Here is a 22,147-nt window from a genome sequence, read left to right as displayed (position 1 = left end):
GCCCCGCTATATGGGCCGGGTTTGGTAATTCAGCGCAAAAAGGACCGGATATGGCCAATGTGGTTGTTGTCGGCGCCCAATGGGGTGACGAAGGAAAAGGCAAGATCGTCGACTGGCTCAGCGAGCGGGCAGACGTGATCGCGCGTTTTCAGGGCGGGCACAACGCCGGGCATACGCTGGTCATCGATGGTGAGGTCTACAAGCTGCATGCACTGCCGTCTGGTGTGGTGCGTGGTGGCAAGCTGAGCGTCATCGGCAACGGGGTTGTCCTGGATCCCTGGCATCTGCTGAAAGAGATCGAAACGATCCGCGCGCAAGGCGTCGAGATCACACCTGAAACGCTGATGATTGCGGAAAACACACCCTTGATCCTGCCGATCCACGGCGAGCTGGACCGCGCGCGCGAGGAAGCAGCGAGCAAGGGCACCAAGATTGGCACGACCGGGCGCGGGATCGGCCCGGCCTATGAAGACAAGGTTGGTCGCCGCTCGGTGCGTGTGGCCGATCTTGCGGATGAGGCGACTCTCGAGGCCCGGGTCGATAGGGCGTTGCAACACCACGACCCGCTGCGCAAGGGTTTGGGTATCGACGCCGTGGATCGTGACGCACTGATCGCCCAATTGAAGGAAATCGCGCCGCAGATCCTGCCTTTTGCGGCCCCCGTCTGGAAAGTGCTGAACGAAAAGCGCAAAGCGGGCAAGCGAATCCTGTTTGAAGGCGCACAAGGCGCGCTGTTGGATATCGATTTTGGGACTTACCCGTTTGTGACATCGTCAAACGTGATTTCAGGGCAGGCGGCGACTGGTGTGGGGATCGGCCCGGGCTCGATCGACTTCGTCTTGGGTATCGTCAAGGCCTATACCACTCGTGTTGGCGAAGGCCCATTCCCGACCGAACTGCATGACGCCGACGGGCAGCGACTGGGAGAGCGCGGACATGAATTCGGCACCACGACAGGCCGCAAGCGGCGCTGCGGCTGGTTTGACGCCTGCCTCGTGCGGCAAACCTGCGCCACAAGCGGCGTCAACGGAATTTCATTGACCAAGCTCGATGTTCTGGACGGGTTCGAGACGCTGAAAATCTGTGTCGCTTACGAACTGGACGGCAAGCGTTTGAACTATTTGCCGACGGCTGCGGATCAGCAGGCGCGGTGCACACCGATCTATGAAGAAATGCCGGGCTGGAGCGAGTCCACCGAAGGCGCGCGCAGCTGGGCAGACTTGCCGGCAAACGCCATCAAATATGTCCGCCGGGTGGAAGAACTGATCGAATGCCCGGTGGCGCTGCTGTCCACCAGCCCGGAGCGGGACGACACCATCCTGGTGACCGACCCGTTTGCAGACTGATGGCAGGCGCGGACAAACCCGGCCTCAGCTACAAGGCCCGCAGACGGTGGTCGCTGGTTCTGTTGCTGGTGGGGCTGCCGCTGTACATTGTGGCGGTGGTCACCATCGTGAACTGGCTGGACCGACCATCGATCCTGGTCGAACTGCTGGTCTATGTGGTTTTGGGTGTTCTGTGGGCGCTGCCATTCAAATTTGTGTTTCGTGGCGTTGGCAAAGAAGACCCGGATCAAGATCAGCAATAGACCGGACCGTTGTAAGAAACCTGCAGACGTGACAGGCTTGTCCGAAAAACAGTTTCGAAAAGCACACGTCGGCAGGTGGATCCTTGATGAAAAATGCTGTTTTGGTCACATTGACCAGCCTCTCAACCTTGAGTTCGGGTGCCGTTTGGGCTGATGATTGGGAATTCGTCATTGCCCCTTACCTCTGGGGGCCGGATTTCAGAACCTCTCTGGATATTGGGCCGAACCCTCCGGTTGATGGCAGCAAATCCATCTTCGACATTCTAAACAGCGCATTCCTGATCGCGGGCGAGGCCCGGAAAGGGCGTTGGTCGATCGGAGGCGAGTTCAACTATCTGAATTTGGGCGACACCGTTTCCATCGGACCATTCAGCAACGCCGCGAGCTGGGAGCTGGACGGGATAATGACCTCGCTCGCGGGCAGCTACGCGGTGGCAGAGGACAGCCAGTCCCGAATTGAGGTGCTGGGCGGGCTGCGCCATTGGGATCTTGATCTGTCGACAACCGTGGCCGGTTTCCCGGCAAGCACTGACCAAAGCTGGACAGATCCAATCATCGGGGCGCGATACTCTCGTGCGCTGAATGAGCGGTGGAAACTTGCGGCCATGGGCAACATCGGTGGTTTTGGCTATGGGTCGAAATTCCAGTGGGAAGCCCTCGTTCAAGCCAATTGGAGCTGGACCGAGACCGTCGATGTTGCAGCCGGCTACCGTCATCTGAGCGTTGATTTTGAGGACGGCCGCAACGTTGTCGATCTCATACTGACTGGCCCGTACGTCGCGTTGGCGTTCAAGTTCTGAGCTTTTTCGTAAAATGCAAAAAAGGCCGGAGAGGATCTCCGGCCTGTCTTGGGCAGTTGGGGGGTCTTGTCAGCCCGCGGCGCGCTTGTCGTCGGGGCGGAAGCCGATCTGGTTCGAGGCGGCAAAGCGCCCTCCGCCGGCTTTTTCGATCTTTCCATCGCGCAGAAGCTGGCCGAACGAACGCAAGCTTTCTTCGCGGTTGAACTCATCCTGCTTGAGTGACCGCACCTTGTTCATCAGCTGTGGACGCGAGAACTGCTCCTGACCTTCGATGAAAGACAGGTAGGCCGCCGCCGCCTCCAGCAGGTCGGGCAGGGATTGTGCGCCCTGCTCCTGAGCGAAATGGGCAAAGCCGCCTTCTTCGGATGCGTCGTCGTCTTGTGCTGCGGTCACGCGGCGCGGGGTGACCGGACCGGCGTCCGCGTCCTGCGTATCGATGCGCTGCTCGGCAACCAGCTTGAGCGGCGCGGCCGTATCCGACTCGGGGCGCATGCTGGTGACATGGATTTCGGGACGACGGGGGCTGACGACCGAGGCCAGGTCTCCACGATATTTCTGGTTTTCGTCCTCATCCGCATCGCGGGCCTTGCCGCCTTCAGCTTCGGTGGCTGCTACAGCTGTGCGCAGGTGGGAATAAGTTTCCCGCTTGTCCGAAGTGGCCGGGTCGTCCATTTGGGCGTCGGCCTTCTCCATCAGGCGCAACACGTCCGAGTCCACGTCCTGAGGCTTGTTTGCGTCGCGTTTCGAGCGCGCATCCATTTCCGCTTCGATTTCCGAGATCTCACCCAGGATGCTCTCTTCGTCTTCGGCAGTCAGGACGCCGTCTTCCGCGAGTTCAGAGACTTCCTCATCGGCATCTTCGGGCTGATCACCCAGAATGTTGAGGATGTCGTCAGCCTCGGGCTCCGAGTCGGTGTCCTCTTCAAGATCAGCAAAGAGAATCTCGGACGAGGCTTCTTCATCACTGGCGGCCTGGTCGTCTTCGGACGTTTCTTCCGCCGCGGCTTCCTCAGCCTCTTCCAGATCAGCTTCAGCTTCCGGAGCATCCCCGGCGCCTTCATCAGCCTCCGCTTCGACTTCCGATGCTGCCGAGAATTCTTCTTCCGCTTCGAATTCGACCGCGGCCTGAGGTTCTTCCTCGGCCAGGTCGACAAACGGGTCCGTGGGCTGTTGTGTGGCTTCTACCGGAGCATCTTCCTGCATCACCTCTTCAGTTGCATCCAGATCTTCGGGGCTGAGCGCTCCGGCTTCGAATGCGGCCGAGATGGCGTCAATCTGGGGCTCGGGCGAGGCTAGAAAACCGCTGTCTTCGTCTTCGCTGTAGGCGGGGGGCGTCTGGTCATTATGCGAGACGACCGCGCGGATGCGCTGCAGCTTGGCGGCGATGCTGTCGGCGCCTTGGGGGGCTGCGGATTCGACTGGCTCGGCATCGGCAAAGAATGCGGCAGCACCAGCCGCCGGTGCTGTGTCGACCACGCTCAGGTCAGGGCTGGCGGGCGCCGGTGTGCTGGCTGCGGGTGCGGGTTGTTGCGGGGCCGCATCATGGGCTTCATCCGTGGCGCGCAGCAGCAGTCCGGTGTCGTTCTGCTTGGCTTCCACACGGCGCGAAGCGTCACGCTGAGCGATACGGGTCAACATTTCTGCGTCTGGTTGCGGAGGCTCGGAGCCGAAATACCTGTCATCCGCAGCAAGATCGCGGAAGTATTCGGCAATCGCCTTCATCGTCTCAAAGGAATCGTCAAAGCCTTCCAAAGTGCATGAGAAGGTTCCGTAGGAAACGGTCAATACCTTGTTGTTCTGTACCATCAGACGCACGTCCTCTACAAACTACACAGAGCCAACCCGCGCGACGCTGGGCGCGCCTGTCAGCTCGAACCTGATCTAAAGAACCTATCATTTTGTGGTCTCAATGTGTCCAAAAGCGGGAAAAATGGTCAATCTTGGAAAAAACGGCGAAATTGTTCATTCCAAAAGACCAATTGCCCTGTTCGGCGGAGGGGAAATCGGCCCCGATGACCTGAATCTGGCGCTGAATCGCGTCAACGGCGCTGTTGCTGCGGATGGCGGGGCCGCCGCGTTGATCGATTCGGGGCGCGTTCCGGATGCGGTAATAGGCGACTTCGATTCGTTGGAACGCGCCTATCTTGCACGGATACCAGAGGACCGTTTGTTTCCGATCCGGGAACAGGACAGCACTGATTTCGACAAGGCCCTACGCAATATTCGCGCGCCGCTGGTCTTGGGCGTCGGGTTTCTCGGAGGTCGGCTGGACCACCAGCTGGCGGTGCTCAATACGCTGGTTTGCCACCAAGACAGGCCGTGCGTCCTGCTGGGCGCACGCGAAGTGGTCTTTCACGCCCCGCCCAGCATATCACTGTCGCTCACGCCGGGCGACACAGTGTCATTGTTTCCATTTCAGCGTGTAACCGGACGCAGTTCGGGGTTGGAATGGCCGATCGACGGACTGGTGCTTGAGCCGGGCGGGCGGGTCGGAACATCGAACCGTGCGCTGGCTCAGGTTACCCTCGAGGTCGACGGACCCGGGTTGCTGGTCATGGTGCCGCGCGACGCTCTTGATGCTGTCATGCGGGCGTTTGCGTCGGCGCAGACCGGGCGCTGGCCCGCTCGCGCAGGATGACATAAAGCCCGGCCGCGATCGTGATGGCGATCCCCAGGGCCGCCGGGCCGTTTGGCAGATCGTGAAAGATGAGCCAGCCGATCAGCGTCGCCACCGGAATCTCCAGATATTGCATCGGCGCCAGCGTTGCCGAAGGCGCGAACCGCAGCGCCCATGTCATCAGCAGATGTGCCACGGTTCCGAGAACACCGATGGCCAACAGCAACCAATGAGCGTTGTCTTGCGGCAGGGTCAGTGCCAGATCCGGAAGACCTGTCAGGGCCCCGATCGCAAGCACTGGAGCCAGGACCGCGGTGGCCAGCAGCCCGGACACGGCCTGCAGGGCAATCGGATCGGTTTCTTTGGCAATCTGCCGGGTCACCAGCATGAACAGGGCAAAGACGACAGCCACGATCAGCGGCAAAAGGGCCGGAGCACCAACCTCGGCAAAGCTGGGCTGGATGACCAGCAACGTGCCAGCAAAGCCGACAATGCAGGCGATCAGACGACGATGCCCGACTTCTTCACCCAGCACATACTTGCCCAGCAGCAGCATGATGAATGGCATGACAAAGGCGATGGCGACGGCATCGGCCAGCGGCAGATACTGCAGCGCACTGAACATCGCTGCGATACCGACAATGTGCAGCAGAGTGCGCAGCACGGTCAGCCGCAGCACGCGCCCGCGCATTCGCCAGGTCCGACCCGTCAGCGCCACCAGCGGGATCAGGATGGCCGCCTGCACCGCAAAACGCACCAGCACCAGAACGCCAAGCGGAGTGGTTTCTCCCAACAGCTTGGCCAAGGCATCTCCCAGCGGTGCAAGCACGCAGAAACCAAGCATCAAAACGATGCCGAAGACGGGACGATCCTGTGTCATGGGCGCGACGCTAGACGTTTCCCGCAGAATGGGAAAGGCCCGTCGTCAGTCCTCGGGCAAGGGCTGAACCTTTGTGTAGTCCGGACCGATGCAAGTGGGCAGCTCGTCACCCAGTTCGAGCCACGTCAGTTTCTCTTCATAGGCGACATGCAGCGTTGGCCGCAGGGCTTCGGGGTTCTCCAGTGTCGCTACATAAAGGTGCAAAACGTCGGACATCGTAGTGGATCGGAACGAGATCGGCGTTCCGCAATGCGGGCAAAAGCTGCGCTCGACACCGGGGGAAGAGTTGAACCGCTTCGGTTCCTCTCCGGTCCAACGCCACTGACCGTCGCGCACCCCAAAATATGTGGTCATCGGCGCGGCACACTGGCGGCGGCAGCTGTCACAATGGCAGGAAACACAAGACAGGACTGGAGGGTCGACCTCGAACCCGATTCTGCCGCACAGGCAATGTCCATGCATTGAGCTGCCCTCCCTGTTTGTTCCCTCAGCAGTTTGGCACGTTGACGGCCAGACCACCCAGCGAGGTTTCCTTGTACTTTTCGTGCATGTCATGGCCGGTCTGGCGCATGGTCTCGATCACCGCATCCAGCGGCACGAAATGCTGCCCGTCTCCGCGCAGGGCCAGCGACGCCGCCGAAACCGCCTTGATCGCGCCCAGCCCGTTGCGCTCGATGCAGGGAACCTGCACCAGCCCGGCGACCGGGTCGCAGGTCATGCCCAGATGATGCTCCAGCGCGATCTCGGCGGCGTTTTCCACTTGTTCCGGTGTGCCGCCCATCACTGCGCAAAGACCAGCCGCGGCCATTGCGGCCGCGCTGCCGACCTCGGCCTGGCAGCCAGCCTCGGCACCCGAGATCGACGCGTTGTACTTCACCAGACCGCCAATGGCGGCGGCGGTCAGCAGGAAATCCTCGATATGGCTTTCCGACGCGCCTGGAACGTGATCGAGGTAGTAGCGCAGCACCGCCGGCAGTACGCCCGCCGCGCCATTGGTTGGGGCGGTGACGACCTGACCGCCGGCGGCGTTTTCCTCATTCACCGCCATCGCATAGACGCTCATCCAGTCGTTGATCGTGTGCGGCGCGTTCAGGTTCATGCCGCGCTCGGCCATCAGGGCGTCGTGGATCGCCTTGGCCCGGCGCCGCACCTTGAGGCCGCCGGGCAGGATGCCTTCGGTGCTCAGCCCGCGCTCGATACAGGCGTTCATCACCTCCCACAGTCGAGCGGTGCCCTTCGCGAAACTGTCGGCGCAGCCGCGCGCGATCTCGTTGGCGCGTTTCATTTCGGCGATGGTCTTGCCGCTGCTGCGCGCCATTTCCAGCATTTCGGCGGCGGTCTTGAACGGGAAAGGCACCGGCGGGCCGTCATTTGTGTCCTTGCCTTCGGCCAGTTCCTCTTCGGTCAGGACAAAGCCGCCGCCGACCGAGTAATAAACCTGCCGCAAGATCACGTCGCCCTGCGCGTCGGTGGCCATCAGGATCATGCCGTTGGCATGGCCGGGTAGGGTGTTGTCGTAGTCGAAGATCAGATCGGCCTTTGGGTCGAACTGAAGGGTTGGCAGACCCTCGGGTGTGACAGTGCCGGTTTCGGCAATTGCGGCCAGTGCCGATTCGGCACGGCCGTGGTCATAGCTGTCGGGGACAAACCCAGCCAGCCCCAGGATCGTGGCGCGGTCCGTGGCGTGGCCGACGCCGGTGAAGGCCAAAGATCCATGCAGAGACGCGCGCAAGCCAGCGAATTCGAATGGCGAGGCGCGCATCAGATCGAGGAACCGCGCAGCCGCCACCATCGGCCCCATCGTGTGGGACGAGGATGGGCCAACGCCCACTTTGAACATATCGAAGACGGATAGAAACATGTCTGGTCGCTGAGCCTTGTGGCGAGTTGGCGGCCGGGCCGGTTTGAAGCGCCCGAACCGCTAGGAAACTGTATGCGCTTTATTTACACAACCGAGCCGACCACTGAAGATTTGATTGCGACGTTTCCGATGGGAAACGCGTATTCGTGTATCGATTATTGCGCCGGTCCCGCGGATTTTGGGCCTCGCAGTCGGGCAGGGCTTTCCGTATAAGTTCCCCAAAGAACTGAGGGGAAGCCGCAATGACAGCAGAGTTGTCACCCATCGACCGGGCCAAGAGTGTCGCCGCCTATCGCGCGGCCGAGATGGTCGAAGACGGGATGCGCGTGGGTTTGGGTACCGGATCGACCGCGGCATGGTTGGTGCGTCGTCTGGGAGAGCGGGTGCGGGACGAAGGTCTGCGGATCAAAGGCGTTCCGACATCGACGGCTACGGCACAGCTTGCGCGCGAGGTCGGGATCGAGGTTGTTTCGCTGGATCAGGCGGGTTGGCTGGACGTGACGATCGATGGCGCCGACGAGTTCGACGGCGAGCTGAACCTGATCAAGGGCGGCGGCGCGGCGTTGCTGCAGGAAAAGATCGTGGCCACGGCCAGCGACCAGATGATCGTGATCGCCGATGCAGGGAAAGAGGTCGAGGCGCTGGGCGCGTTCCCGTTGCCGGTCGAGGTCATTCCCTTTGGCTGGCAGACCACGCGCACGCTGATCGAGGAGTTGCTGGACACGATGGACGTGCTGGGCACGTCGGCGACCCTGCGGATGAACAGCGAGGCGCCGACCGTGACGGATGAGGGCAATCACATACTCGACCTGCACCTGCAACGCATCGGCAACCCGAGGCAACTTGCACTGGTGCTGAACCAGATACCGGGGGTGGTCGAAAACGGGCTGTTCATCGACATCTGCGACAAGGTCGTGATCGGCCACGGCGACAGCCGGGTCGAGCTGCGCGATTTCAACAGCGGTACGATCGAGCTGGATCGGTTGGGCGACGAACACGACAACCTGTTTTCGGACCTGGCCGACTGAGCCAACCGCGCACCCGGCTTCACAGCGGTGTGCGATTTCCGGGCCAAGGGGTTGGCACGATCATTCACGCCCCCAAATACTCAGGGCAATTTCAGGCAGGCTGACAAAAGGAACGCGGCATGAGCTTTGACTATGATCTTTTCGTCATTGGAGGCGGCTCGGGCGGTGTCCGCGCGGCGCGTGTGGCGGCGGGCGAAAACGGCGCCAAGGTCGCGCTGGCCGAAGAGGACCGCTATGGCGGAACCTGCGTGATCCGCGGCTGCGTTCCCAAAAAGCTGATGGTGTTCGCCAGCGAATACGCGGGAATGGTCGAGGACGCTCGTGCCTATGGTTGGGATATTCAGCCGGGCGCTTTCGACTGGCCGCAGTTCCGCGGCAAGCTGCATGCCGAACTCGACCGGCTGGAAGGCATCTACCGCAATATCCTCAAAAACAACGGCGTCGAAACCTTTGACCAGCGCGCGAAATTGGTCGATCCGCATACGGTCGAACTGGCCGACGGAATTCGCAAGACGGCCAAGCACATCCTGATCGCCACCGGCGGGCGACCGGTTGTGCCGGAATTCCCCGGTTCAGATCTGGCCATCACCTCGAATGAAATCTTCCACCTTGAGAAGCTGCCCGAGACCATGCTGATCGTGGGCGGCGGCTATATCGCCTGTGAATTCGCCGGGATCATGAACAGCCTGGGCGTCAAGACCACGCAGTTCTATCGCGGCGCGCAAATCCTGCGGGGGTTCGACGACGAGGCGCGCGGGCTGATCTGCGAAGAGATGTGCCAAAACGGGATCGACGTGCATCTGGGCACCAATGTGCTCGAAATGAAAAAGCAGGGCGACAAGATCTGGGTCAAGGCGACCAACGGGTCTGAACAACTTTTCGATGTTGTTATGTATGCCACGGGCCGGGCGCCAAATGCGGATGATCTGGGCCTTGAGGCGCTGGGCGTCGAACGTGGCCGCAAAGGGCAGATTGTCGTGGACGAATACAGCCAGACCGCGGTGCCCTCGATCTATGCCATCGGGGACGTGACCGACCGGGTAAACCTGACGCCGGTCGCCATCCGCGAGGGCATGGCTTTTGTCGAGACCGTATTCAAGGGCAACCCCACCCCGGTGGATCATGAGCTGATCCCGACCGCGATCTTTACCCAGCCCGAGATGGGAACCGTGGGCCTGAGCGAGGAGCAGGCCGCCGAGCAGGAGCCGATCGAGGTCTACGCGACCTCGTTCAAGCCGATGCAGAAGGCGTTCGCGGGCGGCACGCAACGGGTGTTGATGAAGCTGATCGTCAGCCAGGCCACCCGCAAGGTGCTGGGCTGTCACATTGTCGCCCCCGGCGCGGGCGAAATGATCCAGTTGGCGGGCATCGCGGTCAAAATGGGCGCGACAAAGGAAGATTTCGATCGCACGGTTGCGGTTCATCCGGTGATGGCCGAAGAACTGGTAACCATGCGGCAACCCGTGCGTACCGCTTGATTTGCAAGCGCGCGCACACAGGTTACAAGTGATCCCGTAAGCACACGGGCCAAAACAAGGGAAATGAAACACATGGCGGGCAACAGCGGAGGCCCCTGGGGGGGCGGAGGCTCATCCGGTGGCGGAGGAAACCGGGGAAACAATGGGGACGGGCGACGCCCGCCCGAAGGCGACGGGCCGCAGATCCCCGAGATCGACGAGTTGATGAAAAAAGGCCAGGAGCAGCTGCGCGTGCTGATGGGCGGGCGCGGCGGCGGTGGCCGAGGCGGCAACGGATCCGGTCAGGGCGGCGGTGGCGGCCCGGCGATTACCAAGGGCACGATCCTGTTGGGCGGGGTTGCCGCCTTGGTTCTGTGGGGTTTTGCCAGCGCCTATACGGTCAAGCCCGAAGAGCAGTCGGTTGAGCTGCTGTTCGGTCGCTTTACCGGAATCGGCACCGAAGGCCTGAACTTTGCCCCGTGGCCTGTCGTCACGGCCGAAGTCATCCCGGTGAAGGTCGAACAGACCGAAACCATCGGATCTGGCGGTCGCGGTTCGGACGCCGGTCTGATGCTGACGGGCGACGAAAATATCGTCGATATCGATTTCCAGGTGGTCTGGAATATCTCGAATCCTGCGGACTACCTGTTCAACCTGCGCGACCCGAAACAAACTATCCAGGCCGTGTCTGAGTCGGCCATGCGCGAGATCATCGCGCAGTCGGACCTCGCGCCGATCCTGAACCGCGACCGTGCTATCATCGCCGAACGGCTTGAGGAACTGATCCAGTCGACTCTGGACAGCTACAACTCGGGTATCAACATCGTCCGTGTGAACTTTGACGGCGCCGACCCACCGGAACCGGTAAAGGATGCCTTCCGCGAGGTTCAGTCGGCTGGACAGGAACGCGACCGGCTGGAGAAGCAGGCCGATGCCTATGCGAACCGGGTTTTGGCCGGCGCGCGTGGTGAAGCCGCGCAGGTGCTGGAAGAGGCCGAAGGCTATCGGGCACAGGTCGTGAACGAAGCTCAGGGTGAGGCCAGCCGGTTTGGCGCGGTTCTCGAAGAATACTCGAAAGCTCCGGATGTGACCCGCAAACGTCTGTACCTTGAACGGATGGAGCAGGTTCTGGGCGACGTGGACAAGATCATCTTGGATGACAGCGCAACAGGCCAGGGGCAGGGCGTCGTGCCTTATCTGCCGCTGAACGAACTGCGCCGCAACTCGGGTGAGGGGAACTAAGACATGCGTAAATCAACCTTTCTCCTACCTGCCATTTTCGTGGTTATTGTGATCGCCCTCTCAGCGATCTTCATCGTGGACGAGCGTGAAAAAGCGCTGGTTCTGCAATTCGGTCGCGTGATCGACGTCAAGGAAGACCCGGGCCTGGCCTTCAAGATTCCGGTCATTCAGGAGGTCGTGCGCTACGATGACCGTATTCTAAGCCGCGAGGTCGGGCCGCTGGAAGTCACGCCGCTGGATGACCGCCGCCTGGTGGTCGACGCCTTCGCGCGCTATCGGATCACCGATGTGCGGCAGTTCCGTGAGGCCGTGGGTGCCGGTGGCATCGACACAGCGGAGCAGCGTCTGGATTCGATCCTGCGCGCCAAAACCCGCGAGGTTCTGGGTTCGGTAAGCTCGAATGACATTCTCAGCTCGGACCGGGCGGCGCTGATGCTGCGCATTCGCAACGGCGCGATCGCCGAGGCCCGCGATCTGGGCCTTGAGGTGATCGACGTTCGCCTGAAACGTACCGACCTGCCGCAGGCCAACCTCGAAGCGACCTTTGCCCGGATGCGCGCCGAGCGGGAACGCGAGGCGGCCGACGAAGTGGCGCGCGGTGAAGAAGCTGCACAGCGGATCCGTGCCCAGGCTGACCGGACCGTGGTCGAACTGGTCTCCGAGGCCCGCCGTGAGGCGGAGATCGTTCGCGGTGAGGCTGATGCCGAACGGAACGCGATCTTTGCGGAAGCTTATGGCAAGGACCCGGAGTTCTTCGAGTTCTACCGCTCGCTTTCGGCCTATGAGAACGCTCTGAAAGGCGGCAACAGCTCGCTGGTGCTCAGCCCGGATTCCGAGTTCTTCAACTACCTCGGATCTCCACAAGGCCGTTCGGCGCCCGCCGCGCCGGCCTCCCAGTAATGGGTATGATCCTGCTGGCCTTCGGGCTGGTGTTGATTGTCGAGGGGCTGGCCTATGCGCTGGCCCCTTCGCTTGTCGAGCGGATGCTTGAGGCCTTGCGCAGCATTCCCGAGCCGGCCCGCAGACTGGTCGGACTTCTGTGTGTGGTCAGTGGCTTCGTCCTGTTGTGGACGGCCAATCGGCTGGGGTTTTGATCGGCCGAAGTAAACTGGCAGTGAATTCCTCAACTTCCCGAGTTGCGGGCGGTCACAAACTGACTACATTGTTTCCCAGCAAGCTGCTCAGGCAGCCACCAACAGAACAATGTCGACAAGGAGAGACCAAGTGCAGGCAGTAGCACGCAGTGTATCCGTCCGCCGGGACGATGTGGTGACGATGGCGCGGCTTTTATGGCTGGCCTTTGCCGCGGTTTCCCTTTTGTTGCTCCAGACGTTGGCTGCACAGGCCCGTCAGGAAAGCCTGGCGCCGCTGGTCAACCGGATCAGCCCGGCCGTGGTCAACATCACCACGACGACCCTGATCGAGGGGCAGTCGGGCGCGCAGGGGATCGTTCCCGAGGGTTCCCCGTTCGAGGACTTTTTCCGCGAGTTCCAGGACCGCAATGGCGACCAGGACAATCGCCCGCGCCGCAGCAATGCCTTGGGATCGGGGTTCGTGATTTCCGAGGATGGCTACATCGTCACCAACAATCACGTCATCGCAGAGGCGGATGAAATTCTGATCGAGTTCTTCCCCGGCGATGGTCAGCCGGTAAAAGAGCTGCCGGCCAAGGTCATCGGAACGGATGAGAAAACGGACATTGCGTTGCTCAAGGTCGAGGCGTCGGGTCCGCTGAAATACGTCACTTTTGGCGACAGCGACACAGCGCTTGTAGGGGACTGGGTGGTTGCCATGGGCAACCCGCTGGGGCAGGGGTTTTCGGTATCTGCCGGGATCGTGTCGGCGCGCAATCGCGAGCTCAGCGGTTCCTATGACGACTATATCCAGACGGATGCGGCCATCAACCGGGGCAACTCGGGCGGTCCTCTGTTCAACATGGACGGTCAGGTCATCGGTGTGAACACCGCGATCTTGTCGCCGAATGGCGGGTCGATCGGTATCGGGTTCTCGATGGCGTCGAACGTGGTGTCCAAGGTTGTCGATCAGTTGCGGGAATTCGGCGAAACCCGCCGCGGCTGGCTGGGTGTCCGCATTCAGGACGTGACCGAGGATATGGCCGAGGCGATGGGCCTGGACAAGCCGGGCGGCGCGCTGATCAGCGATGTGCCGGACGGACCTGCCAAAGAAGCGGGTCTGCTCGCAGGGGATGTGATTCTCAGCTTTGATGGTGTCGAAGTGAAGGACACGCGTGGATTGGTGCGGCAGGTCGGTGAGACGCCGGTCGGCAAGTCCGTGCGCGTGGTCGTTCAGCGGGACGGCAGCACTCAGACCGTGCTTGTCACTCTGGGGCGTCGCGAGGATGCCGAGCGTGCGGAAACCGGCGATGATGATGGTGCGGAAGAGGCGCCGCTGGACGAAAATGCCGACATTCTTGGCCTGACGATTTCGCCGCTGACCGACACGTTGCGCGAAGATCTGGGTCTGGACGCGGACGCGGATGGTCTGGTTGTGACGGATGTGGATGAAGCCTCCGAAGCCTACGCCAAGGGCCTGCGGGCAGGCGACCTGATCACCGAGGCTGGTCAGCAGAAAGTGTCGTCGATCTCCGATCTCGAGGATCGGATGGACGAGGCTCGGGAGGCAGGGCGCAAGTCGCTGCTGCTGCTGGTGCGCCGCGGTGGCGATCCGCGCTTCGTCGCGCTGAGCCTCGAAGAGTAGGGCAGCCAGTTTGGTCAACATGATCGGCCGGGGCAGATGCTCCGGCCGATTTTCGTTTTGGCTGCATGAATCAAAAGAGCCACACGCCGGGGAGGCGCGTGGCTCTGGTGCAGGGAGATGCCAGTGGACAGATATCGGGGATGATACTCTGGCACCCTACGGTAACAATTCATTACCTAATAGAAGCGAATCCCGTTGTATGTGAAGCGGATCACATCCGGGTCATTTTCCGGGCAGCAGGTCAGATCAGATCGGATTCGGCGAGTTGGCGCAGGGCGTCAAAGTCGTGGATCTGCAGCCCACCGCGTGAAGCCTCGACCACGTTCGAGCGTTTCCACGTCGAGATCGTCTTGGATACTGCCTCGCGCGTCGCGCCGACGAATTCCGCTAGCTCGCTCTGCGACAGGGCGATGCGTTCGGACGGCGCGTCCTGCTGGTTGGCCAGAAGCAGAAGCTTTCGCGCAAGTCGCACAGGCATCGGCAGGAATACCTGCTCGTTCAACTGCGCCCCCATCCAGCGCATGCGCAGTCCGGCCAGCCGGATCATGTCCTCGGCCAGTTCGGGGTGCTTGCGGATTTGTTCCATCAGATCCTTGCGGCGCACGCGCAGTACACGCGACGGCTCGGCTGCGGTGATGGTGGCGGTGCGCGGGCCGCTGTCGAAGAGGGCGATTTCGCCGAACACTTCGCCCGGGCGCATCAGGCTGAGCGCCAACTTGCGCCCGCTCATGGCCAGGAAGGACACCTCCAAAGCGCCTTCCAGCAAGGCATAGAGGGCGTCCCCCTCGTCGCCTTGTTCGAACAAGACCTCGCCGCGGTCCAGCGAGACAGAAGTGGCTAGCGCAGTGAGCATATCACGAAGCCGGTCTGAAGCTTCGGACAGGAACCCGCTGTTCGGAAAGGCGGTCATGGAAGACACGGTTCTCCGGATGAGTGGTGTGGGTGGTTTCCCAGCTTTCCACAGCTTTGGAGCTAAGCCAAGGATTTTATCCGGTTTTCCGAAGGTTTCCCCAAGGTTCGCCGGCCCGTGTCAGGAACGCATTACTGCTTGTCCGGATCGTCCATATAGCTTTGCAGAATGCTGAATTGCAGCATCAGGAACCCCATCAAAGCGATCGGAAAGCCGAATGTTTCGATCTTGACCCACAGATCGGTGGACAGGGTGCGCCAGACCAGTTCATTGGCCACCGCCAGCACGGCGAAACATGCGCACAGGCGGCGGGTCAGGATCATCCAGCCCTCGTGGCGCATGGGCAGCATCTCGTCCAGAACATAGGCGAGGTAGGATTTGCCCTGCAGCAGGCCTATGCCCAGCATCAGCGAGAAGAACCCGTAGACCAGCGTGGTCTTCATCTTGAAGAACCGCTCGTCGTTGAACCAGGCGGTCAGGCCACCGAAAAAGATGACCATGATGGCGGTGAAGATCTGCATCCGGCTGAGCTTGCCGGTCACGTACCACAAGATACCCATCGCCCCCAGCATCAGCGGAACGAAGATGATGGTGGCCACGATGAAGCCGGAATATTCCGTGCCGCCAATCAGAAAGCTGTCGTCGCGCAGGCGCAGGTAGATGAAGAAGAAGGCCAGCGGTGGTCCCAGTTCCAGCACCTGTTTCAGAAACGGATTGATCTCTTTCTTGTCTGCCATGCCTGTCGTCCTGCTGTTCACCCGCCCATTTCAACTATTACCGCGCCCAATGCAATCAATGCCATCAGGATAATGCGCCGAGGCCCCACGGTCTCTTTCAGGGCCAGCCAGCCGATCAGGGCGGCAAAGACGGTCGAGGTTTCGCGCAGCACTGCGGCTTCGCCAACCTTGTCCAGCCGGGTGGCCAGCATGATCGCTCCGAAAGACATGGGGGCGATCAGCCCGCCTGCAAGCCCCCGCAGCATCAACGGCCCGATTGCCGGGCGGTGAACCATCGCCCGCCAGCGCAGGAAGGCGTAGATCGGCATTGTCGCCCCGTCGATCATGAAGAACCAGGCCAGAAAGGTGAACGGATCGGCCGTGGCGCGGATGCCGTAGGCGTCATAGGTTGTGTAGAGCGCCACGAAGAGGCCGGTTGCGACCGCAAGGGCCAATGCGATGCCCAAAGTCTCGCGGTTGGTTTCAAGGAAGCGGAAATTGTAGGCAGCCAATCCGAAGATACCGGTCAGCAGCACGGCAACGCCCAGCCATTGGGTCGGCGAGAAGGTTTCATTGAACAGAAGATAGGCGCCGATGACGGTGAACAGCGGGCCGGTGCCGCGCACCACCGGGTAGACCACGGTGTAGGACCCTTTGGTGTAGGCCATCGCCTGCAGCGTCTTGTAGGCGACATGGATCAGCCAGACCACGGCGAATATCGGCCACATGAAGGGTTCGGGCCAGGGCACGACGAAGAACGCAAAGGGCGCAGCCATCAGGCAATAGCAGGCGTCGATCGCCCCGCGCGACAGCCAGGGGTCGTGCCGACCCTTCTGCAGCGCGCCAAAAACTGCGTGCAGGAAGGCCGCCATCAGGGCGAGACCAAGGGCCAGCCTGTGTCCGGCCTCGGTGCCTTCGAGGGAGATCAGCCAGTCGCTCACGCTGAGGGTCTTTCGCTGGTGGAGAGGCTGGGGGTTTTCCACCCCCAGACCCCCGAGGATATTTGGGGCCAGATGAAGGTCAGTTGGGGTCGAGCCCTGTCAGGGCGGCGGCGAATTCCTCGGGGTCGAAAGGGGCCAGATCGTCGATCTGTTCGCCGACGCCGATGGCGTGGATCGGCAGGCCGAACTTATCGGCCAGCGCCACCAGAACGCCGCCCTTGGCCGTGCCGTCGAGCTTGGTCATCACAAGGCCCGAGACATCGGCCAGCTTGCGGAAGGTTTCCACCTGGCTGAGCGCGTTCTGGCCGGTGGTGGCGTCGAGCACCAGCAGCGTGTTGTGGGGCGCGGTCTCGTCGATTTTGCGGATGACGCGGACGATCTTGGCCAGTTCCTCCATCAGGTCGGCGCGGTTCTGCAAGCGGCCGGCAGTGTCGATCATCAGCAGGTCGGCGCCTTCGGCTTGCGCCTTGGTCAGGGCGTCGAAGGCAAGCGAGGCGGGGTCGGAGCCTTCGGGCGCGGTCAGGACCGGCACGCCGGCCCGGTCGCCCCAAACCTGCAGCTGTTCCACGGCGGCGGCGCGGAAGGTGTCGCCCGCGGCGATGACCACCTTTTTGCCGGCGGCCTTGAACTGGCTGGCCAGCTTGCCGATCGTCGTGGTCTTGCCGGACCCGTTGACGCCCACCACCAGAACCACCTGAGGGCGCTTGGGGTAGAGGGGCATCGGTTTGGCGACCGGCTCCATCACGCGGGCGATTTCGTGCGCCAGCAGTTGCTTGATTTCCGGGGTCGAGAGTTTGCGGCCATAACGCCCCTCGGCCATGTTGGCGGTGACGCGCAGGGCGGTATCGACACCCATGTCCGACGCGATCAGCAGTTCCTCGAGCTGTTCGAGCATGTCGTCGTCCAGCGTGCGGCGCACCACCGGCCCGGCATCGCCGCGACCGAAGAGACGCCCGATCAGGCCCTTGGATTGCGCCTGTTCCGGCAATTCCGGCGGCGGCGGGGCGGGCGTCGGATCGGTCGGCTCGGGCGAGGGTGTCTCGACCGGTTGCGGCGTGGGCGCGGGTTCGGGGATTTCCGGGACGGGTTGCGGCTCGGGCTCGGGCTGGGGAATCACCGGGTCAGGGGCGGTAGTTTCTTCGCCGCCGTCCTCGACGATTGCCTCAAGCCCCTGTTCGAGGCGGGACGAGGATTTGAACAGCCGGTCCTTGAGCTTGGTAAAAAACGCCATCTTGGTCTCCGCAGGTGTTCCCTTCACCTAATGCGGAATGGCGGCAGTTGCAAAGGGTCAGGTGAAGGCGAGGAAAAAGCCGAACTGCGCACCCCAGTAGAGCGGCCAGACCAGATAGGGCGTCAGTCGCAGGGCCGGGTGTCCGGGCGGCAGCAGGAACCTTTCGGTTGCCAGAATCAGGTCCGAGGCGATGAAGGCCATCGCGGCCGGTAAAGCCCATCGCAGCGCCCCGGCCTCGGGCAGGGCCAAGACGGTGATGCCCATACCCAGAATGATCGGGATATAGGCCAGGACAGGTCCGCGCAGATCACCGGCCCGCTGGGCCAGCAGCGTGGCCATCACGATCCCCAGAATGACCAGCGTCCAGGCGTATCCGGGTTTGTCCAGGATCAGGGCGGTGTCGCTTGCCTGATGGGTCAGGAACAAGGCGATGTAAACCAGGTGCCCGGCGGCGAACGCCCCGATGCCCGCCATGAAGGTGCCGTCGGTCTCACGCGATAGAAGGGCGTCGCCCAAGGCGCAGAGAGACAGCGCGAGGATCAGAAGCAGAGGGCCGGACTGCACCGCCGCCTCGACCGCCAGCAGGGCGACGCTGGCGGTTTTCAACGCCGTGCGTAGCAGACTGGCCGGACGGGCCGTCAGGGCCAGGTAGGCCAGGGCACAGGCCAGCGCTGCGAGTACGAGTATCGTCATGTCCTGCCTTCCGATGGCACCGATGCAATGCAGTGTCGCCGCGAACTGAGTTTACGCTCAACCCATAACGTTGGGGCAGGGCGTTCCAAGATTGGCGCGCGGCCGTGGCATCTGCCAGAATGAAACGATGTGGATACGTTCGTTGATTCTCGGATCTTTGCTGGCCCAGCCGGTCGTCGCGCAGTCTCTGTCAGGGGCGGAATTCGATGCCTACACGCGCGGTAAAACCCTGTTCTACGACTTTGGTGGAACGACTTATGGCGTCGAACGGTATTTACCCAACCGGCGCGTGGTCTGGTCGTTTCTGGATGGCGACTGCAAGGAGGGCATCTGGTACGAACAGAACGGCCAGATTTGCTTTGTTTACGAAGACCGCACCGACCCGCAATGCTGGGTCTTTACCCGCTCGTCCCAGGGGTTAATCGCGCAGTTCGAGGGCAACCCCGAAGCCACCGAACTGTACGAAGCAGCCGACGTCGACGAAGATATGATCTGTTACGGACCCGAGGTCGGCGTCTGAACGTGGGTCTTCGTCAGAACAACGATCCTTGATCCGGGGCCGGTGGCTTGGACGGTTTCTTGGCGGTCGGGGTTGTCCCGGACAGCGGTTCGGTCTTCAATTCTCCATCGGCAAACTCGATGGTCAGTGCAGCGTGCTTGCTGGCTTGCGCCTTTGTGGTGACCACGCCGCTTTCGGAATGCACCACGGCGTAGCCGCGTTGAAGCGTGGCTTTGTAGCTGAGCGTCTCGCGCAACCGGTCAGTCGCATCTAGTTGCTGGCGGAGCCGGTCCACCCGCAGAGTCTGCGCGGCCGTCATGCGCTGGGCCAGTTGGTTGACTCGGTCGCGCTGCTGCTGGATGTCGCGTTGGATCGGGCGGATCGACAGGCGCGAGGACAGGTTGCGCAGCGTGTCGCGCCGCGCGGCCACGAGGTTGCGCAACGTTGACGGGCGCAGGTGCCCCGACAGTTCCACCACCTGCAAGCGGCGGTTCTGCACACCGCGTTGCAACGCCGGGGCCAGACGATCGGCAATAAGGTCCAGTCGCTGGCGCGGCCCGTCTAGCAGGGTCTCGGGGCGCGGCAAGGCGCGCGATAGATCGCGCAGGCGTTGCGCCCGGCGTTGTACCGCGTCGGTGGCCGCGCGGGACAGGCGCGCGCCCTGTTCGCCGGTCCAGGCCAGCAGCTCCATCCGCACCGGCACCGCCAGTTCGGCGGCGGCTGTGGGGGTCGGCGCGCGGCGGTCCGAGACATAGTCGACCAGGGTTGTGTCTGTTTCGTGCCCCACAGCCGAGATCAGCGGGATCTCGGACGCGGCGGCCGCGCGGGCCACGATTTCCTCGTTGAAACCCCACAGATCCTCGATCGAGCCACCGCCACGGGCGACGATGATCAGGTCGGGGCGGGGCAGTGCGCCGCCGGGTGTCAGGCGGTTGAAACCCTGGATGGCGTTGGCGACCTCGGCCGCGCAATTGGCGCCCTGCACGGCCACGGGCCAGATCAGCACCTTGCGCGGGAAGCGGTCGCGCAGCCGGTGCAGGATGTCGCGGATCACCGCGCCCGAGGGCGAGGTGACGACTCCGATGATCTGCGGCAGGAAGGGCAGGGGTTTCTTGCGCTCGGGCGCGAACAGGCCCTCGGACTCGAGCTGTTTCTTGCGTTTTTCCAGCAGCGCCATCAGCGCGCCTTGCCCGGCTACGGCCACCTCGTCGACGTTCAGGTTGTATTTCGACTGCGCGCCAAATGCGGTCAGGCGGCCCGTGACGACGACTTCGAGCCCCTCTTCCGGCACCACCGACAGGCCCGCGATCTGGCCCTTCCACGTGGTGCAGGCCAGCACGTTCCGGTCGTCCTTGATGTCATAATACAAATGCCCCGAGCGCGCCTTGAACACGCGCCCGACCTCGCCCCGCACGCGGATTCGGCCAAATGTGCCTTCCAGCGTGCGTTTCACCTCGCCCGAGATCTCGGACACGGTGTATTCGGGGGTATTCTGGCCGGGAATCGGATCGTCAAGCAGGTCGGACATTTCAGCGCCTTGTTTCGGTTGCCCGCGCAGCTTAGAACGCCGCGCAGGCAAGGCCAAGCAGATCGGAGACTTTCATGAACATCCTCATTCTCGGCAGCGGCGGGCGCGAACACAGCCTGGCCTGGGCGGTGATGCAGAACCCCAAATGCGACCGCCTGATCGTGGCGCCCGGTAATGCCGGGATCGCGCAGATCGCCGATTGTGCCGCGCTGGATATCGAGAATGGCGGCGCAGTGGTCAGTTTCGCCGAGGAAAACGCGATTGATTTCGTGATCGTCGGCCCCGAGGCGCCCTTGGCCGCCGGGGTGGCCGACCGGCTGCGCGAGGCGGGCATTCTGGTGTTCGGCCCCTCGGCCGAGGCAGCGCGGCTGGAGGCCTCGAAAAGTTTCACCAAGGAGATCTGCGATGCGGCCGGTGCACCGACCGCCGCCTATGCCCGGTTCACCGAGGCCGAGCCGGCCAAGGCCTACATCCGTCAGCAGGGCGCGCCGATCGTGGTCAAGGCTGACGGTCTGGCCGCTGGCAAGGGCGTGATCGTGGCGATGGACGAGGCGACCGCGCTGGAGGCCGTGGACGACATGTTCGGCGGCGCTTTCGGCGGAGCCGGGGCCGAGGTGGTGATCGAGGAGTTCATGGACGGCGAAGAAGCCTCGCTGTTTGTACTGTGTGACGGCGAGAACATACTGTCGGTCGGCACCGCGCAGGACCACAAGCGCGTGGGCGAAGGTGATACCGGTCTGAACACCGGGGGCATGGGCGCCTATTCTCCGGCTCCGGTTCTGAGTTCTGAGATTGAGGAGCGGGCGATGGAACAGATCGTGCGCCCGACGATGGCCGAGATGGCCCGGCGCGGCACGCCGTTTCAGGGGGTGCTGTATGCCGGGCTGATGATCAAGGACGGGCAGCCGAGGCTGGTGGAATACAACGTGCGCTTTGGCGACCCGGAATGTCAGGTGCTGATGATGCGGTTGGGGGCGCAGGCGCTGGACCTGATGCATGCGGCGGCCGAGGGACGGTTGGACGAGGCGCGGGTCAACTGGGCCGACGATCACGCCTTGACCGTGGTGATGGCCGCGCAGGGCTATCCCGGGGCATATGAAAAAGGCAGCGTGATCCAGGGGCTGGATGACTTGCCCGAGGACAGCAGCTATATGGTTTTTCACGCAGGCACCAAAGCGCAGGACGGGCAGATTGTGGCCTCAGGGGGCCGGGTTCTGAACGTGACGGCGCGTGGAGCAACATTGCAGGAGGCGCGTGACAACGCTTACGCAATGGTCGAGGCCATCGATTGGCCGGGCGGCTTCTATCGGCGCGATATCGGGTGGCGGGCGCTTTGACGGTTTAAGGGCCCGCAGGTAAAGAGGGCCTCGGGATTTCTTGACCAGATGAACCCCGGATCAGCAGTTCAGCGCGCTTATAAGGGCTTGTCGGTTTTTCA

22 protein-coding genes are annotated in these 22,147 nt (G+C 62.4%); 12 read left to right on the top strand and 10 right to left on the bottom strand.

The window, feature by feature from the left end:
• The first annotated feature begins 50 nt into the window (after positions 1-50).
• From AC2FM5_RS09455 to AC2FM5_RS09445, 3 genes are all read left to right on the top strand, one after another.
• Positions 51-1,346: an adenylosuccinate synthase gene (locus AC2FM5_RS09455; RefSeq protein WP_496735212.1), complete on the top strand. Its 1,296-nt coding sequence runs from the start codon at positions 51-53 to the stop codon at positions 1,344-1,346.
• On the top strand, positions 1,346-1,588 hold the full coding sequence (locus AC2FM5_RS09450; RefSeq protein WP_093962533.1) for a DUF2842 domain-containing protein: 243 nt from the start codon (positions 1,346-1,348) through the stop codon (positions 1,586-1,588). The genes AC2FM5_RS09455 and AC2FM5_RS09450 overlap by 1 nt, the downstream gene beginning before the upstream one ends.
• Positions 1,589-1,674: 86 nt before the next feature.
• Positions 1,675-2,388 carry a porin family protein gene (locus tag AC2FM5_RS09445; protein ID WP_496735210.1) on the top strand — a complete coding sequence of 238 codons (714 nt, stop codon included), beginning with the start codon at positions 1,675-1,677 and terminating at the stop codon, positions 2,386-2,388.
• A gap of 69 nt (positions 2,389-2,457) precedes the next feature.
• Here AC2FM5_RS09445 and AC2FM5_RS09440 read toward each other — a convergent pair whose 3' ends face one another.
• Complete coding sequence (locus AC2FM5_RS09440; RefSeq protein ID WP_496735208.1) at positions 2,458-4,194, bottom strand: hypothetical protein; 1,737 nt, start codon at positions 4,192-4,194, stop codon at positions 2,458-2,460.
• Between the two features lie 124 nt (positions 4,195-4,318).
• On the opposite strand from AC2FM5_RS09440, the gene AC2FM5_RS09435 reads away from it, so the two are divergent.
• Positions 4,319-5,026: a thiamine diphosphokinase gene (locus tag AC2FM5_RS09435; protein WP_496735206.1), complete on the top strand. Its 708-nt coding sequence runs from the start codon at positions 4,319-4,321 to the stop codon at positions 5,024-5,026.
• Here the strand turns inward: AC2FM5_RS09435 and AC2FM5_RS09430 are convergent.
• The 3 genes from AC2FM5_RS09430 to AC2FM5_RS09420 are packed head-to-tail and all read right to left on the bottom strand — an operon-like array spanning position 4,971 to position 7,746.
• Complete coding sequence (locus AC2FM5_RS09430; protein WP_170402210.1) at positions 4,971-5,885, bottom strand: DMT family transporter; 915 nt, start codon at positions 5,883-5,885, stop codon at positions 4,971-4,973. The genes AC2FM5_RS09435 and AC2FM5_RS09430 overlap by 56 nt on opposite strands.
• Before the next feature lie 45 nt (positions 5,886-5,930).
• Entirely contained in the window at positions 5,931-6,347 is a 417-nt protein-coding gene (locus AC2FM5_RS09425; protein WP_170443217.1) for a GFA family protein, read from the bottom strand.
• Between the two features lie 25 nt (positions 6,348-6,372).
• Positions 6,373-7,746, bottom strand: a complete 1,374-nt coding sequence (locus AC2FM5_RS09420) for an L-serine ammonia-lyase (RefSeq protein WP_496735203.1) — start codon at positions 7,744-7,746, stop codon at positions 6,373-6,375.
• A gap of 242 nt (positions 7,747-7,988) precedes the next feature.
• Between AC2FM5_RS09420 and rpiA the strand changes: the two genes are divergently transcribed.
• The 6 genes from rpiA to AC2FM5_RS09390 all read left to right on the top strand — a co-directional run bounded on the left by rpiA (position 7,989) and on the right by AC2FM5_RS09390 (position 14,191).
• The gene (gene rpiA, locus AC2FM5_RS09415; RefSeq protein WP_170358547.1) at positions 7,989-8,774 is read left to right on the top strand and encodes a ribose-5-phosphate isomerase RpiA; all 786 of its coding nucleotides are present in this window, start codon (positions 7,989-7,991) and stop codon (positions 8,772-8,774) included.
• Between the two features lie 119 nt (positions 8,775-8,893).
• Positions 8,894-10,252: a glutathione-disulfide reductase gene (gor, locus tag AC2FM5_RS09410; protein ID WP_496735200.1), complete on the top strand. Its 1,359-nt coding sequence runs from the start codon at positions 8,894-8,896 to the stop codon at positions 10,250-10,252.
• A gap of 72 nt (positions 10,253-10,324) precedes the next feature.
• A complete protein-coding gene (gene hflK, locus AC2FM5_RS09405; protein ID WP_170338334.1) occupies positions 10,325-11,473 on the top strand; it encodes an FtsH protease activity modulator HflK in 1,149 nt (382 codons plus the stop codon).
• 3 nt (positions 11,474-11,476) lie between these two features.
• Positions 11,477-12,373 carry a protease modulator HflC gene (gene hflC, locus AC2FM5_RS09400; protein WP_170338336.1) on the top strand — a complete coding sequence of 299 codons (897 nt, stop codon included), beginning with the start codon at positions 11,477-11,479 and terminating at the stop codon, positions 12,371-12,373.
• Positions 12,373-12,567 carry a DUF2065 domain-containing protein gene (locus AC2FM5_RS09395; protein WP_093962522.1) on the top strand — a complete coding sequence of 65 codons (195 nt, stop codon included), beginning with the start codon at positions 12,373-12,375 and terminating at the stop codon, positions 12,565-12,567. Before hflC ends, AC2FM5_RS09395 begins: the two co-directional genes overlap by 1 nt.
• 130 nt (positions 12,568-12,697) lie before the next feature.
• Complete coding sequence (locus AC2FM5_RS09390; RefSeq protein ID WP_390895962.1) at positions 12,698-14,191, top strand: Do family serine endopeptidase; 1,494 nt, start codon at positions 12,698-12,700, stop codon at positions 14,189-14,191.
• Between the two features lie 241 nt (positions 14,192-14,432).
• Here AC2FM5_RS09390 and AC2FM5_RS09385 read toward each other — a convergent pair whose 3' ends face one another.
• The 5 genes from AC2FM5_RS09385 to AC2FM5_RS09365 form a co-directional block, all read right to left on the bottom strand.
• Positions 14,433-15,101, bottom strand: a complete 669-nt coding sequence (locus AC2FM5_RS09385) for a Crp/Fnr family transcriptional regulator (protein WP_093962520.1) — start codon at positions 15,099-15,101, stop codon at positions 14,433-14,435.
• Between the two features lie 131 nt (positions 15,102-15,232).
• Entirely contained in the window at positions 15,233-15,838 is a 606-nt protein-coding gene (locus AC2FM5_RS09380) for an inner membrane-spanning protein YciB (protein WP_496735197.1), read from the bottom strand.
• A gap of 17 nt (positions 15,839-15,855) precedes the next feature.
• Positions 15,856-16,758, bottom strand: coding sequence for an EamA family transporter (locus AC2FM5_RS09375; protein ID WP_093963009.1), 903 nt, complete (start codon positions 16,756-16,758; stop codon positions 15,856-15,858).
• A gap of 79 nt (positions 16,759-16,837) precedes the next feature.
• A complete protein-coding gene (gene ftsY, locus AC2FM5_RS09370) occupies positions 16,838-17,989 on the bottom strand; it encodes a signal recognition particle-docking protein FtsY (protein WP_496735196.1) in 1,152 nt (383 codons plus the stop codon).
• Between the two features lie 57 nt (positions 17,990-18,046).
• Entirely contained in the window at positions 18,047-18,682 is a 636-nt protein-coding gene (locus AC2FM5_RS09365) for a lysoplasmalogenase (protein WP_496735195.1), read from the bottom strand.
• A gap of 127 nt (positions 18,683-18,809) precedes the next feature.
• Here AC2FM5_RS09365 and AC2FM5_RS09360 point away from each other — a divergent pair, with 127 nt between their 5' ends.
• Entirely contained in the window at positions 18,810-19,202 is a 393-nt protein-coding gene (locus tag AC2FM5_RS09360) for a hypothetical protein (RefSeq protein ID WP_170368712.1), read from the top strand.
• 13 nt (positions 19,203-19,215) lie between these two features.
• Here AC2FM5_RS09360 and xseA read toward each other — a convergent pair whose 3' ends face one another.
• Entirely contained in the window at positions 19,216-20,709 is a 1,494-nt protein-coding gene (gene xseA, locus AC2FM5_RS09355; protein ID WP_496735194.1) for an exodeoxyribonuclease VII large subunit, read from the bottom strand.
• 74 nt (positions 20,710-20,783) lie between these two features.
• On the opposite strand from xseA, the gene purD reads away from it, so the two are divergent.
• A complete protein-coding gene (gene purD / locus AC2FM5_RS09350) occupies positions 20,784-22,046 on the top strand; it encodes a phosphoribosylamine--glycine ligase (RefSeq protein WP_496735193.1) in 1,263 nt (420 codons plus the stop codon).
• Positions 22,047-22,147 lie beyond the last annotated feature (101 nt).

The sequence above is a fragment of the Ruegeria sp. BHSA162 genome (genome assembly GCF_059613385.1).
The sequence above is the reverse complement of the archived record's forward strand: the minus strand, read 5'-3'. Positions and strand labels throughout refer to the sequence as shown.